A 13,849-nucleotide genomic window follows, 5' to 3' on the forward strand; every position below is an offset into this window, starting at 1 on the left:
GAAAGCGCTCCCCGGCTGCTGGCGGTTGGTTTGCCTGCTGCCGGACACTTTGAGAACTCGACTCCCTTGCGCCGGTACTAGCCGGATCAGGTTCGAGGGTCTGCGGCGGTCCGCACTCTCAGCGCCCATCCTCGGTTTCGCTGGCAGTTGCCAGTGATGCCCGACGGCGGCGCTCCCCTGTCGTGATAAATCTGCCCTTGTGGGCTGATCCAGTTTACACCGGGACGGCCGCGGAAGACCGGCGCCGCGGTCACAATCCGGGAGGTATCCGGGAAGTGCGCGGAGGCGCCAGAGGGCGGCGAACAGAGGTTGCCTGGGACGGGGCGGCGCGAGGACAGCGCGGAGTACATTGGGGCCATGACGCAACAGGATCCCGGCAGCCAAGCCGCTTTTGACCCCGACTCCGCCGCCGAGCAGCCGGCGGGCGCTCTGGCAGCCCTGATCGCCAGCATCGAAGCGGAAATCACCGAGCTGCAGTTTCCCCGGTTCGGCAGGGACGACGCCCTCAACCTCGGCCTCCTGCTGGTTGAGCTCGGCAAGATCGGCAACCTGCCCATCGCCGTCGACATCACCAAGGGCGAACACGTGCTGTTCCATGTGGCACTGGAGGGTGCCACCCCGGACAACGAGCACTGGGTCAAGGCCAAGCAGCGGACCGCAGCACGCTACGAGGAACCGTCCCTGCTCGTGGGACTGCGCGGCCGACTCGGCGGGGGCCGCATCGAGGACAACGCCTGGTTTGACCAGTCCAGGTATGCCGCCCACGGCGGCTCATTCCCCATTTACGTGGAAGGCGTGGGTGCGGTAGCCACGGTGACGGTCTCAGGGTTGCCGCAGAAGGCCGACCACGATCTGGTGGTGCGGGCGCTTCGGGAAATCCATGCGTCCATGCGGCTAGGCTAGGGGCAGTCTGTATTCACGTCGCAAGGAGTTTCGGAATGAGTTTTTTCATCAAGCTGCTTGGCACCGGCATTAGCCTGCTCGCCGGATTCGCCGGCACCAAGGCCGTGGACACCATCTGGGAAAAGACCACGGGCCGCAAGCCGCCCAAGGGCGGGAAGGACGACGTCCCCACGACGCTCCGCTCGGCCCTCACCTTTGCCCTCATTTCAGCTTCGGTGAGCGCCATCATCCAGGTGCTGGCCAACCGGGGCACACAGCGGGCGATCACCCGCTTCGCCAAAACCCAGGACATCGTCTAGCCACTTCCGGGTGAGCCGACTACGGCCCCGACTAATGCTGGACACTGCATCAGACGGGGCCGTGGTCCGCGGTCATTCCCCAGCGGAGTTCCTGGGCTGGCTACGGTATGGCGGCGACGACGTCGATTTCGACCAGGAAGTCGCCCAGGAATGAACCGACGGTGGTTCGAGCCGGGGTCGTGGGGTGTCTGGCCCGGGTGACGAGGAAGCCGTTGGCGGCGATCGCCTGGGAGTAGGGTCCGGCCGGGCTGGGCGCGAGGTCTGTGGTTACCTGCCGTCGAGGCATGGGGAGGACTCCTTTCGTGTGACCGGCGCGGTGGCCGGCCGGAGTTGTTGATGTTCTTAGAGGACCTTTGAAAGAAAGGCCTGGGTGCGTTCGTGCCGCGGTGAACCAAGGACCTCCGCGGGGGGTCCGCTTTCGACGACCACCCCCTGATCCATGAAAACGACCTGGTCGCTTACCTGACGGGCAAAGCCAAGTTCGTGCGTGACGACGACCATGGTCATCCCGGCCTCGGCGAGGGATTTCATGACGTCGAGCACTTCGCCGACGAGCTCCGGGTCGAGTGCGGACGTGGGTTCATCGAAGAGCATGAGCTTGGGTTTCATGGCCAGTGCCCGCGCGATTGCGATCCGCTGTTGCTGCCCGCCGGAGAGCTCCTGGGGGTAGGAGTGTCCCCGGTCGCCGAGCCCGACGCGGTCCAGCAGCGTCTGCGCTTCGGCGGTGACTTCGTTCCGCGGACGCCCGAGCACATGGACGGGCGCTTCCACGATGTTCTCCAGCACCGTCATGTGCGGGAAGAGGTTGAAGCGTTGGAAAACCATGCCCGCGTTCAGCGGTGAGCGTGCGGTCTGGCGCTCTTTCATTTCGTAAAGTCGTCCGTGGCGCTCGGTGTAGCCCACCAGGTGTTCGTCTACGTAAAGGCGACCGGCGTCGACCTTTTCCAGGTGGTTGATGCACCGGAGGAAAGTGGTCTTCCCGGAACCGGACGGTCCGATCAGGCAGGTCACCGAACCACGTTCGACTCTCAGATCAATGCCTTTGAGGATTTCCGTTGAGCCGAAGCTCTTGCGGACACCCTGGGCTTCCACCATGGCGGTGTTCATCATGCTGTCCTTGTCTTTGGCTGGGCCTTTTGCTGGCGGGTCCGTCGCGGCGCGACGTCGAAGCCGCGGCCATACCGTCGTTAGAGTTTGGTTTGGAAGAAGCTCAGGATGGTTGTCATCAGCAGGTACCATAGGCTGGCGACGATGAGCAGCGGGATCGTCTGGTAGTTGTTGGCGTAGATGATCTGGGCCGAGTACCTGGATCTGGACGACCCGCAGAAGCGGCTCTGGCTGTGGCTGCGCCTCACAACCATGGATCTCGCACCGCGGGCGACACCAACTGCACCGAGATCCGGACCTGCCAGCGCGCTGGCTTAGGCCTCCGGCAGAGAACAGGCCCCTTTTGTTTCAGGCGGCTTGGGGGTGTCTGATAGACACTGCCACCGGGTTCTCGGGCTGCGTAGCGTGGTGGTTGTGGACAGAAAAGAAGAAGTCCGTGAGTTCCTGATCTCGCGGCGCGCGAAGCTCAGCCCTGAGCAGGCAGGTATTCCCAGCTATGGAGAGCTGCGGCGCGTGCCCGGCCTGCGCCGGGAGGAAGTGGCGCAGCTCGCCGGTGTGAGCACGGACTACTACACGCGGCTGGAACGCGGCAGCGTGCGCGGCGTCTCAGACTCCGTGCTCGAGGCTGTGGCCGCTGCTCTTCAGCTGGACGAGGCCGAGCGGGCACACCTGATGGATTTGGCCCGGACGGCCAACGCGCCGGCCCGCCGGACGCCGCGCCGGCCGGCACAGCAGCGGGTCCGTCCCGGGGTGCTGCGTCTGCTGGACGGCATGACCGGAGTGGTGGCCATGGTGCAGAACGGCCGCTCGGACGTACTGGCCGCCAACCTGTTGGGCCGTGCGCTGTACGCGGAGGTGTTCAAATTCGCCGGACCGTCGGGGCCGGACACCCCGGGTCGGCTCCCGAACCAGGCACGCTACCTCTTCCTCGACCCGCGTGCAGGCGATTTCTACCCCGATTGGCGTGCGATCGCGGCCACCACGGTCGCGATGCTGCGTTCGGAAGCAGGGCGTAACCCCCACGACCGGGCGCTGAACGAGCTGGTCGGGGAGCTGACCACGCGCAGCGGTCTGTTTGCCGCCCTGTGGGCCGGGCACGATGTTCGGATCCACACCACGGGGACCAAGCGCTTCCACCACCCGGTCGCCGGGGAACTCTCCCTGCAGTTCGAGACGCTGGACCTTCCCGGCGATGAGGGACAGACCCTGTTCACCTTCACCGCCGAACCGGGCTCCGCGTCTGAAAACGCGCTGGCGTTCCTCGCCAGCTGGGCGGCATCGCCTCCCCAAACCACCATCACCGGCGATTCTGCCGGTGGCTCCGCCGTCCCTGAGATGCGCCCCCACGCGCAGCCGGGACCACATACCCAGGGAAACCAAAGCCATGACTGAGACGAAAACCAAGACAGAGCAGAAGGAAAACATGACCGAGAAGAAGGTCTGGTTCATCACCGGCGCCGGCCGCGGGATGGGCACCGACATCGCGAAGGCGGCCCTGGCGGCCGGCCACGCGGTGGTCGCCAGCGGCCGCAACCCGGAAAGGGTCGCCCAGGCCGTAGGCGAAAACGAGAACCTGCTGGCGGTGAAGCTCGACGTCACTGACCCTGCGGATGCGGCGGCCGCCATCCAGGCTGCAGTTGGCCATTTCGGACGCATCGACGTCCTGGTGAACAACGCCGGCAACTTCTACGCCGGATTCTTTGAGGAAATCACCCCGGACGACTTCCGGACACAGATTGAAACCACCATGTTCGGGCCCATGAACGTCACCCGCGCGGCACTGCCGGTCCTGCGGGCCCAGCGCTCGGGCCTGGTCGTCACGATCTCCTCGACCGCCGGGATCACGGGCGGGGAGTTCCTCACCGCGTACGCAGCGTCGAAGTTCGGCGTCGAGGGCTGGGCGGAGTCCCTGGCCGTGGAAATCGCCCCGTTCGGCATCCGTACCATGATCGTCGAACCGGGATTCTTCCGCACCGAGCTGCTCACCCCGGAATCCACCAGCTACGCCGTATCCACCATCGAAGACTACGCCGTGCGGACAGAGCAGACGGTCGCCGCGTGGAAGGGCATGAACGGCCTGCAGGGCGGGGACCCGGCGAAGCTCGCCGACGCACTGATCCAGTTGGCCGAGCTGGATGAGCCGCCGCTGCGGTTCGCAGCCGGCGCGGACGCCGTCGGAGTATTCGAGACCCGGGCCAAGGAACTCCAGGACCAGGCCGACGCCCACCGCCGACTCTCCGGCAACCTCGCCCACGACGACGCCTGACAGCAACGCAAACGGACGACGGCGGGAGGTCCCGCCGTCGTCTCCCAAACCCGCCGCAAAGCCCACCGCCACCAACCCGCTGGACTGCTATGGCTGCCGGTGGCCCAAAACCGGCACTAACATCTTGAGGAGAACCCAGCCATGACATCGAAACTGACCGGAACTGCCGCCCTCGTCACCGGCGCCAGCAGCGGCATCGGCGCCGCCACCGCTCGGCAGCTCGCTGCACTCGGCGCGTCCGTCGCGCTCGTCGCCCGGCGCCGGGACCGCCTGGAGGCCCTGGCAGCCGAGATCGAAGAAGCCGGCGGCACTGCGTTGGTCATCGAAGCCGACATCACCGACCGCGCCCAGGCGCAGGCCGCCGTAGACCGGACCGTGGAGCGCTTCGGACAGCTGGACATCCTGGTCAACAACGCCGGCCTCATGCTCCTTGGCCCGGTCGTCGGCGCCGACCCCGCGGAGTGGGACCGCATGATCGCCATCAACGTCCAGGGCCTGCTCCACACCACTCACGCCGCCCTGCCGCACCTGCTCAAAGCCGCCGAGGACGGCACGCGCCGGGTCGCGGACATCGTCAACATCAGCTCGATCGCCGGGCGGGTCGCCTGGAACGGCTACGGCGTCTACAACCTGACAAAGTTCGGCGTCAACGGCTTTACCGAATCCCTTCGCCAGGAAGTCACCCAGCGCCACGTGCGCGTCGGCGTCCTGGAACCCGGCGGCGCGGACACCGAACTGGGGTCACACAACAACCCCGAGGTCCGCGGCGAGATGATCGATCCGTTCTATGAGCAGACGGAGGTCCTCGCACCCGAGGACATCGCCGACGGCGTCGCCTACATGGTCACCCGGCCACGGCACGCCTCCATCGGCGAGCTGTGGGTCATGCCCACCGACCAGGCCTGAACGCAACGGCTCACTCCGCGGCAGGTGACCGGCCGTCGGAATCCGGCGCCTTGGCCGCTTCGGCGGCCTTCAGTACAACGGCTTCCAGCTCATCCGTGCTGAGCAGTTCCCGGTGGAGGTGCTTGGTGCGGTAGCCGGCCCGGCCCACCATATGTGCGGACACCGGCACCGTGAGCAGCTGGAAGATCCACGCCACGAGCAGTACCGGCCATACCCACCACGTGCGCAGCTGCAGGCCCACGGCGGCAAGCAGCAGGAACAGCCCGAGCACCTGTGGCTTGGTGGCGGCGTGCATGCGGCTCATGAGGTCCGGGAACCGCAGCAGGCCGATGGCCGCGGCCAGGGACATCACTGCCCCCACGATCATGAACACGGCGGAGACAGCATCGACGACCGTGTCCACGGCATTGGCGTCAGGATTCATTGAGGTGCTCCCGCCGGTCGGCCACGAAGCGCGCCACCGTCACTGAGCCGATGAACCCGATGATGGACACCGCCACCAGCAGCATCAGGTTGTTCAGGTGCCTGTTCACGGCCATGTCGATGCACAGCGCCGCGCCCAGGATGGCCAGCAGGACGTCGGCCGCCAGGACCCGGTCCAGCAGCGACGGACCACGGGCGATGCGCACGATCGCACCGGCCGCGGCCAGGGACAACACCACGGCGGTCACGGTCAGGACGAGCTCCATCATGCGCCCACCTCCTGGTTCAGGGCTGCAAGTTCTTCCTTCGTGCCCATGACGCGGATCAGCCCCGCCTCGGTGTCCCGAACTTCCTTGCGGAGCTTCAGCACGTCGTCAGCGTTCCTAACGTTCAGGCCGTGGATGTAGAGCGTGGACGTGGACCTGTCCACCTCCACCACGAGCGATCCGGGAATCAGCGAGATCACGTGCCCGGTGGCGGTCACCATCAGGTCAGAATGGCTCCGCAGCGGAACGGCGACGACGGCGTTGGTCACCTTGGGCCCCCGCACCACGGCCAGGTAAAAAACCTGGAAGCTGGCGGCCACCACCCTGCCAAGGAACTGCACGGCGAACGGGACGGCGCGGAGGATGCTGAAGCGCCCGCTCAGCTCCACCGGCGGCAGGTAGAACAGGCGGGCCACCACGGCGGCGAGCAGGGCGCCGAACAGCAGGTTGCCCGGACTGAAGTCCTGCCAGAGGGCACCCCAGACGATCACGAGCCATACAAGCAGCGGCAGTTCCTGCCGCAGGGAGATACGCTTCCGGCTCATTTTCCGCCACCGCCCGGGTCACTGCCGTCCAGGGTGCTGCCCTTCAGGGCGCTGCCACCCACGGCCAGGCCCGGAACGGGCGCATGCTCGCCCAGCACCGCCTGGATGTACGCAGACCTGTCCAGCATGGCCTCAGCGGACTGGCCCGCCACCCGGAAGAGCGGGCCGGCGAAGACCGTGAGCGCCACGCCAAGGACCACGAGGCCCAGCGTGGAGCCCACCATGGTCCGGGGCAGCAGGACGACGTTGCGCTTGCCCGCCCGGTGGCCCGTGGCCGAATCCTTGGTGTCGGCGAGCAGGACGGGGTCGGGGTGCTCGGCGTCGTCGGCCTTCCGCCAGAACGCACGGTTCCAGACCCTGGCCACCGCCAGCAGGGTCAGGAGGCTCGTCACAACGCCGCCGATGACCAGCGAGTAGGCCAGCGGGGTGCCGAGCTGGATGCCGGCCTGCATCAGCCCCAGCTTGCCAAGGAATCCGGAGAACGGCGGGATGCCCGCGAGGTTCATGGCGGGGATGAAGAACAGCAGAGCCAGCAGCGGCGACAGCTTGGCCAGCCCCGCCAGCCGGTCCACGGACGAGCTTCCGCCGCGGCGCTCGATCAGGCCGGTGACCAGGAAGAGGCTGGTCTGGATGGTGATGTGGTGGGCCACATAGAACACGGCAGCGGCGAGGCCCGCCACCGAGGACATGGCCAATCCGAACACCATGTAGCCGATGTGACTGACCAGGGTGAAGGACAGCAGACGCTTGATGTCGCTTTGGGCCAGGGCACCCAGGATCCCCACCACCATGGTCAGCAGCGCAGCCACCATCAGCGGTGAGTTGAGGGTGTCGCCGGGGAAGAGGAGGGTCTCTGTGCGCACCATGGCATAGACGCCCACCTTGGTCAGCAGGCCGGCGAACACTGCCGTCACGGGGGCCGGTGCCGTGGGATAAGAGTCAGGCAGCCAGAAGGACAGCGGGAACACGGCGGCCTTGATGCCGAACGCCACCAGGAGCATGACGTGCAGCAGCGTTTTGGTGCCCGGGTCCAGCTCCGCAAGTTTGATGGCGAGGTCCGCCATGTTGATGGTGCCGGTGGCCCCGTAGATCATGGCGATCGCGATCAGGAACAGCACTGAGGAGACTACCGAGACCACCACGTACGTGACGCCGGCACGGACGCGCGGACCTGTCCCGCCCAGGGTCATCAGAACGTAGCTGGCGGTCAGCAGGATCTCGAAGCCGACGTAGAGATTGAAGAGATCACCGGAGAGGAATGCGTTCGAGACACCTGCCACGAGAATCAGGTACGTGGGGTGGAAGATCGACACGGGGGCGTCCTCGTCGCCGTCGGCCATGCCCTGACCGGTGGCGTACACGAGGACCGCGAGGCTCACCGCGGAGGACACCACCAGCATCAGCGAGGAGAACTGATCTACCACCAGCACGATCCCCCAGGGCGGCAGCCAGCCACCGATGTTCACCGCCTCCGTTCCGCCGTCCCAGACGGAGGCCAGCAGCAGGCATTCGAGCAGCAGGGTGAGGGACAGCAGCGCTATGCTCACTGCCCGCTGTGCCCGCGAGCGCCGGATCAGCACGAACGTCAGGGCTGCGCCCAGGATGGGAAGAACGACGGCGAGCGGGGCCAGGCTTGCGATGCTCACTTTCCGCCTCCTTCAGTGTTGATGTCGAGGTTGGCGGAGCCGGGCTTCTCTTCCCGCGCGGCATCTTCGGCGGAGATGGTTCCTCCGCCCGCCGGGACTGCGGCCGGCGCGGGAGCGGCTTCAGTGGCGGCTTCAGCTGCGGACGAGTCAGACACAGCCGCGCCGTCGGAGCCGAGCATGGTGAGCGGGAACTCGGAGGTTTCCACCGGGATAACGGCGTCGTCCTCGGCATCGAAGCTGGGTGTTGCCGCGACGCGGCGGTCCTCGACGTCGTCCTGGATCTCGTCCTGGCGGGCCAGCACCCAGGTCCGGTAGATGATGCCCAGCATAAAGGCGGTAACGGCGAAGGAGATCACGATCGATGTCAGGATCAGTGCCTGGGGCAGGGGGTCGTTGTAGGCGCCCGGGTCCGTGTCTTTGCTGAAGAACGGGGCCGCGCCGGCGTAGCCGCCGGTGGCAAGGATCAGCAGGTTGGTGGCATTGGCCAGCAGCATCAGGCCCAGCAGCACGCGGGTGAGGCTGCGCTCGAGAATGAGGTAGATGCCGCACGCATACAGCGCGCCCATGAGTGTCAGCAGGGTGAGGTTGACGCTCATGCCTGTCCCCTCGCGGTGGTCTCGGCCGGGACGCCGGGCCCCCGGTCCCCGGCAGACGGGCTGTCCTCGGCCGCCTGGGTTTCGGAAGGTTCGCGTTCGGAGGGTTCGGCTTCGGCGGATTCGGCTTCGGCGGATTCGGCTTCGGCATGCGGGCCGGCGGATTGCCCCTCGGCGGATTGCCCGGGCTGTTCCTCGAAATGCTCGTCGATCTCGGCTCCCAGGCTGCGCAGCACGTCCAGCACCAGCCCGATCACCACAATGTAGACGCCGGTGTCGAAGATGGTGGACGTGACAAACTTGATGTCCCCGAAAACCGGCAGCCACACCTCAACGATGGCGCTTTGGAACACCTGCCCGCCCAGCAGGAGCGGGGCCACGCCGGACGCGGCGGCCGTTGCCAGGCCGATCCCCAGCAGGGTTCCGGCGCTGATGGGGGTGGCCTCCCGAAGCTCGTAGCGTCCGCCCGCCAGGTAGCGGAGGGTGAGGGCCAGCCCTGCCATGAGCCCGCCCGCGAACCCGCCGCCGGGAAGGTTGTGCCCGGCCAGCAGCAGGTAGAGGGAAAAGATGATCATCGAGTGAAAGATCAGCCGCGTGACCACTTCAAAGATGATGGAGCGCCGTTCGGGCGCCATGGTGCGGCCTGCCACCAGCCACGCGTCGCGGGAGGCGGCGGCGAACTTGCGGCTCAGCGCCAAGGCGGCGCCGTCACGCGACGACTTGTCCACTCCCCTGCGGCGGCCCACCGTGCCCTCGGCCACTGTGGCCGATGCGCGGATGCCGTCGCCGCGGCCGCGGATGAAGATCAGGCTGGCGACGCCGGTCGCGGCCAGCGCGAGCACCGAGATCTCGCCGAACGTGTCCCACACCCGGATGTCCACGAGCGTGACATTGACGATGTTCAGCCCGCCGCCGCCCTCGTAGGCGAGCTTCGGGAACTCCAGGGACACCGGCGTAGCAACCCGGGCACCCATGGCGTGGATGGCGGCGAAGACCATGGTGGCGCCAAAGGCCAGCCCGATGATCACGCGGACAACGCGGTACTTGCCGCCGGTGCGGTCCCGGAGTTCGGCCGGCAGGCTGCGCATGGCCAGGACAAAGGCCACCAGGATGATGGTTTCCACCAGCATCTGTGTCAGCGCCAGGTCCGGCGCGCCCTGCAGTGCGAACATCAGGGCAATGCCGTAGCCGGTCACCGAGACCATGAGCACCGCCAGGAAGCGCTTGTTGGCCCGGACTGCCGCCAGGGCCCCGATCACGATGCCTGCCCCCGCCACGATCTGCAGCGGCGAGTTGGGGTCGATGAAGTACAGCCCTTCCGGCAGCGGCTTGCCAGCGGCGATGAGGGCGGTCAGCGGCAGCACGAACGCGACGGTCAGGATCACGGCGAGGTAGAAGTACAGCGAACCACGCTGCGTGCGGCCCGTGATCCACACGGCGGCGTCGTCCAGGGCGCCGATGGTCAGCTGGTAGCCGCGGTCCGCGTCAATCCATCCGGGGACCGCGCTCTGCGCTCGGTCCACCAGCCCGCGGGCGTAGAACATGGCAAGGCCGAGTGCGAAGGTGACGGCCGTCAGCCCCAGCGCCGGAGTGAAACCGTGCCACAGCGCCAGGTGCCCGGCGGCACCTCCGCCGGACCCGGCGTCGGCCGTTCCCCCGGCGAACAGGGCAGCGTACGGCTGGATCCAGCTGTCCACCGGCGCTGGCCACAGGCCGTAAACGATGGTGAGAAAACTCAGGACGGCGGGCGCCGCGAGGAAGGACGGCTTGATTGCCTTGAACGGCGTACGGTCCACGCCCGGCTTCTCCGCGAAGGCGCCCCACAGGAACCGGGCGCTGTAGGCAAAAGTAAGCACTGATCCGAGCACCACTCCGGCGAGGACCACCGCGCCCCACGGTCCGTAGCCGGGCTCGCCCGCGAAGTGGACGAAGGCCTCGAGCACGGATTCTTTGGCCACAAAGCCTCCCAGCAGCGGGACACCCGCCATGGAGGCGGCACCGATCGCGGCCACGACCGCGAGGGCACGAGACGACCGGAAGACGCCGGAGAGCTTGCGGATATCGCGCGTGCCGGACTGGTGGTCGATGATGCCAACCACCAGGAACAGCGTGGCCTTGAAGAGTCCATGCGCCAGCAGCATGGCGAGGCCCGCGAGCGCCGCGTCGGGTTTGCCAAGGCCCACCACCATGGTGAGGAAGCCGAGCTGGCTGACGGTGCCGTAGGCCAGGATGAGCTTAATGTCGGTCTGCCGCAGTGCCCGGTACCCGCCCACGAGCATGGTGGCGAGGCCCAGCCCAAGCACCATGGGGAGCCAGTACGCCGTATCGGTGAATCCCGGGGCCAGCCGTGCCACGATGTAGACGCCGGCCTTCACCATCGCAGCGGCGTGCAGGTAGGCGCTCACCGGCGTGGGGGCGGCCATGGCTCCCGGAAGCCAGAAGTGGAACGGGACGAGCGCGGATTTGGTGACTGCGCCAATAAGGATCAGTACGACGGCGGCGCCCACGGCTCCCGCCGTTTGCCCGCCGACCAGCCCGGGCGCCTGTTCCAGGATGGCTGATATCCGGTAGGTGCCGGCGCTGGCCCCGAGCATGATCAGGCCAACGAGCATGGCAAGGCCGCCCGCCGTCGTGACCATGAGTGCCTGCAGGGCGGAGCGGCGGGCAGCGAGGCGGGTGCGGGCGTAGCCGATCAGCAGATAGGACAGGACCGTGGTGAGTTCCCAAAAGATGAACAGCAGGAGCAGGTCATCTGCGGTGACCAGGCCGAACATCGCCCCGGCGAACGCCAGAAGCTGGGCGCCGAAGCCGCCCAGGTAGCTGTCCTTGTTCTTGAAGTACCGGGCGCAGTACACGAGAACCAGGGCGCCCACGCCGAGCACCAGCAGGGACATGACCCAGGCCAGGGCATCCAGGCGGAAGGCAAACTCGATGCCGAGGCCAGGGATCCACGGGATGACCTCGGCGGCCTGTCCCGGACCTCCAGCGGCGTGCTGGGGCGCCGTGCCGTAGACGGCGCCGTGCTGCAGCAGCAGCCAGACAAAGGAGCCGGCGGGCACGGCCGCCAGCGCATAAAACGAACTCCGACCGAATTTCCGGAAGATAAGCGGCGCCACAGCAGCAACCGCAAAGTGCACGGCAAGGACTGTGATCACTGGTATCTCCGCAAAGTCAGGAATTCGATTATCAAAAGTTGGAGCAGGCGGTCATTCGTTGGGTTCGGTCCCGACAGTTTATCAAGGGGGCACTGACACTTTTCCCTTCACCGCCGGAAGTTGGCGCAAGTTTCCCGGGTCCGCGGGAGAGTTTCCCGTCAGTGTTCGCCGCGGGCGGATAGCATCTGCCTATGAACTCCGCCGCCGCTCCCGAGGCCATGCAGCCGTCGTCGGAACTCGAAGCCGGGAACAAGGCCTCGAACAAGGGGCGCATTCTGGCGTGGGCCGCCTGGGACTGGGGCTCCGCAGCGTTCAACGCCGTCATGACCACTTTTGTCTTCACGGTGTACCTGACTTCCAAGGCGTTCGGCGGCGAAGACCAGGCATCGGCGGTGCTCGGCGGAGCCCTGGCCATCGCGGGGGCGGCGATCGCACTGCTGGCGCCCGTCACCGGACAGCGTTCGGACACCGGCGGCCGGCGCAAGCTGTGGCTGGGAGTCAACACCGCCGTCGTCGCGCTCCTGACGGCGCTCTGCTTTTTCGTGTACCCCGGCCCGGAGTTCCTGCTGCTGGGAGTCTCGCTGATCGCGCTGGCCAACGTCTTCTTTGAGTTCGCCGGGGTCAATTACAACGCCATGCTGGCGCAGATCTCCACGCCGCGGAACATCGGCAAGGTCAGCGGCTTCGGCTGGGGCATGGGGTACCTCGGCGGAATCGTGGCCCTGCTGATTGTGCTTCAGCTCTTCGTCCAGCCCCGCTTCGAGTGGTTTGGCGCCTCCACCCAGGACAGCCTCAACATCCGGCTGGTGGCAGTGTTCTCGGCGTTGTGGTTCTTCATCTTCGCGCTGCCCGTAATGTTCGCTGTCCCGGAACTGCCCAGGGCCCGGCGCGGAGCCAACCTCGGGTTCCTCGCGTCGTACGGGCTGCTCATGCGCAGGATCAAGGCGATCTACCGGACCAGCCCGCACACGATTTTCTTCCTGCTGGCCAGCGCCATTTTCCGGGACGGGCTGGCGGCGGTCTTCACGTTCGGCGGGATCATTGCGGCAGGAACCTTCGGCTTCGAACTTTCGCAGGTCATCTTCTTCGCCATCTTCGGCAACATCGTGGCTGCCGCGGGAGCCATCGTCGGCGGATTCCTGGACGACAAGGTCGGTCCCAAGGCCGTGATCCTCGGCTCCCTGACCGGCCTGCTGGTCGCCGGGACGGTGATCCTGGTGCTGGGCAACGGCGACTACGTCTTCTTCGGCACGGCCTGGGCCGGCAGCACCACGTTCTGGGTGTTCGGGCTGTTCCTTTGCCTGTTCGTGGGGCCGGCCCAGTCGTCCTCCCGCGCGTACCTGGCGAGGTTGGCACCGCAGGGCGAATCCGGAGAACTGTTTGGCCTGTACGCAACCACGGGCCGGGCCGTCAGCTTCCTGGCCCCGACGCTGTTCACGCTGTGCATCACCGTTGCCACGCCGCTGGTGGCTGAAGGGGAGGCCCAGCGCTGGGGCATCCTGGGGATCATGGTGGTGCTCCTCGCCGGACTGTTGGTCCTCCTCCCGGTGAAGCCGCCCAGCGAAACCGAGATCGCCGTCGTCCCGGACGCCTAGGAGACTGCTGAATTATCCGCGAGGCGGGCGCGTCGGCTGGACTCGTGAGCGTGGTGGTTAAGACTGGTCTTATGCAGGGACGCGAGGATGCGCAACGCGGGTATTTGGATGTGGAGGCGCTGGCCGGGGAGTTGTTGGCCCCGGG

The 13,849-nt window shown here is 66.8% G+C and carries 15 protein-coding genes and 1 riboswitch; of the genes, 6 read left to right on the plus strand and 9 right to left on the minus strand.

Going from position 1 to position 13,849, the window contains the following annotated elements:
• Positions 1-45: 45 nt before the first annotated feature.
• A riboswitch (TPP riboswitch) is annotated at positions 46-189 on the minus strand.
• A 168-nt stretch (positions 190-357) separates the two neighbouring features.
• Both AC1DDG_RS12185 and AC1DDG_RS12190 read left to right on the plus strand, forming a co-directional pair.
• Positions 358-903: a heme-degrading domain-containing protein gene (locus tag AC1DDG_RS12185; RefSeq protein ID WP_476876262.1), complete on the plus strand. Its 546-nt coding sequence runs from the start codon at positions 358-360 to the stop codon at positions 901-903.
• Between the two features lie 35 nt (positions 904-938).
• Complete coding sequence (locus AC1DDG_RS12190; protein ID WP_230119185.1) at positions 939-1,202, plus strand: DUF4235 domain-containing protein; 264 nt, start codon at positions 939-941, stop codon at positions 1,200-1,202.
• 100 nt (positions 1,203-1,302) lie between these two features.
• Here AC1DDG_RS12190 and AC1DDG_RS12195 read toward each other — a convergent pair whose 3' ends face one another.
• The 3 genes from AC1DDG_RS12195 to AC1DDG_RS12205 form a co-directional block, all read right to left on the minus strand.
• Complete coding sequence (locus tag AC1DDG_RS12195) at positions 1,303-1,488, minus strand: hypothetical protein (protein WP_476876263.1); 186 nt, start codon at positions 1,486-1,488, stop codon at positions 1,303-1,305.
• A gap of 56 nt (positions 1,489-1,544) precedes the next feature.
• Complete coding sequence (locus AC1DDG_RS12200) at positions 1,545-2,309, minus strand: amino acid ABC transporter ATP-binding protein (RefSeq protein WP_476876264.1); 765 nt, start codon at positions 2,307-2,309, stop codon at positions 1,545-1,547.
• An 80-nt stretch (positions 2,310-2,389) separates the two neighbouring features.
• Positions 2,390-2,563, minus strand: coding sequence for a hypothetical protein (locus AC1DDG_RS12205; protein WP_476876265.1), 174 nt, complete (start codon positions 2,561-2,563; stop codon positions 2,390-2,392).
• A gap of 160 nt (positions 2,564-2,723) precedes the next feature.
• On the opposite strand from AC1DDG_RS12205, the gene AC1DDG_RS12210 reads away from it, so the two are divergent.
• The 3 genes from AC1DDG_RS12210 (at position 2,724) to AC1DDG_RS12220 (ending at position 5,481) form a co-directional block, all read left to right on the plus strand.
• Complete coding sequence (locus AC1DDG_RS12210) at positions 2,724-3,701, plus strand: helix-turn-helix transcriptional regulator (protein WP_476876266.1); 978 nt, start codon at positions 2,724-2,726, stop codon at positions 3,699-3,701.
• Positions 3,694-4,575, plus strand: coding sequence for an SDR family oxidoreductase (locus AC1DDG_RS12215; protein ID WP_476876267.1), 882 nt, complete (start codon positions 3,694-3,696; stop codon positions 4,573-4,575). Before AC1DDG_RS12210 ends, AC1DDG_RS12215 begins: the two co-directional genes overlap by 8 nt.
• 141 nt (positions 4,576-4,716) lie before the next feature.
• Positions 4,717-5,481, plus strand: a complete 765-nt coding sequence (locus tag AC1DDG_RS12220) for an SDR family NAD(P)-dependent oxidoreductase (protein WP_476876268.1) — start codon at positions 4,717-4,719, stop codon at positions 5,479-5,481.
• Between the two features lie 10 nt (positions 5,482-5,491).
• Here AC1DDG_RS12220 and mnhG read toward each other — a convergent pair whose 3' ends face one another.
• From mnhG to AC1DDG_RS12250, 6 genes are read right to left on the minus strand one after another with little or no spacing between them, the layout of a single operon-like run.
• The gene (gene mnhG / locus AC1DDG_RS12225) at positions 5,492-5,905 is read right to left on the minus strand and encodes a monovalent cation/H(+) antiporter subunit G (RefSeq protein ID WP_476876269.1); all 414 of its coding nucleotides are present in this window, start codon (positions 5,903-5,905) and stop codon (positions 5,492-5,494) included.
• On the minus strand, positions 5,895-6,173 hold the full coding sequence (locus tag AC1DDG_RS12230) for an MrpF/PhaF family protein (protein WP_230119175.1): 279 nt from the start codon (positions 6,171-6,173) through the stop codon (positions 5,895-5,897). Before AC1DDG_RS12230 ends, mnhG begins: the two co-directional genes overlap by 11 nt.
• Positions 6,170-6,715, minus strand: coding sequence for a Na+/H+ antiporter subunit E (locus AC1DDG_RS12235; RefSeq protein WP_476876270.1), 546 nt, complete (start codon positions 6,713-6,715; stop codon positions 6,170-6,172). The genes AC1DDG_RS12230 and AC1DDG_RS12235 overlap by 4 nt, the downstream gene beginning before the upstream one ends.
• On the minus strand, positions 6,712-8,361 hold the full coding sequence (locus AC1DDG_RS12240) for a Na+/H+ antiporter subunit D (protein ID WP_476876271.1): 1,650 nt from the start codon (positions 8,359-8,361) through the stop codon (positions 6,712-6,714). Before AC1DDG_RS12240 ends, AC1DDG_RS12235 begins: the two co-directional genes overlap by 4 nt.
• Positions 8,358-8,957 (minus strand): Na(+)/H(+) antiporter subunit C, encoded by a 600-nt coding sequence (locus AC1DDG_RS12245; RefSeq protein WP_476876272.1) that lies wholly within the window; start codon positions 8,955-8,957, stop codon positions 8,358-8,360. Before AC1DDG_RS12245 ends, AC1DDG_RS12240 begins: the two co-directional genes overlap by 4 nt.
• Entirely contained in the window at positions 8,954-12,109 is a 3,156-nt protein-coding gene (locus tag AC1DDG_RS12250; RefSeq protein ID WP_476876273.1) for a Na+/H+ antiporter subunit A, read from the minus strand. The genes AC1DDG_RS12245 and AC1DDG_RS12250 overlap by 4 nt, the downstream gene beginning before the upstream one ends.
• Before the next feature lie 191 nt (positions 12,110-12,300).
• On the opposite strand from AC1DDG_RS12250, the gene AC1DDG_RS12255 reads away from it, so the two are divergent.
• Positions 12,301-13,704, plus strand: a complete 1,404-nt coding sequence (locus tag AC1DDG_RS12255; protein WP_476876274.1) for an MFS transporter — start codon at positions 12,301-12,303, stop codon at positions 13,702-13,704.
• Positions 13,705-13,849 lie beyond the last annotated feature (145 nt).

It is taken from the genome of Arthrobacter sp. 10L430 (genome assembly GCF_056395245.1).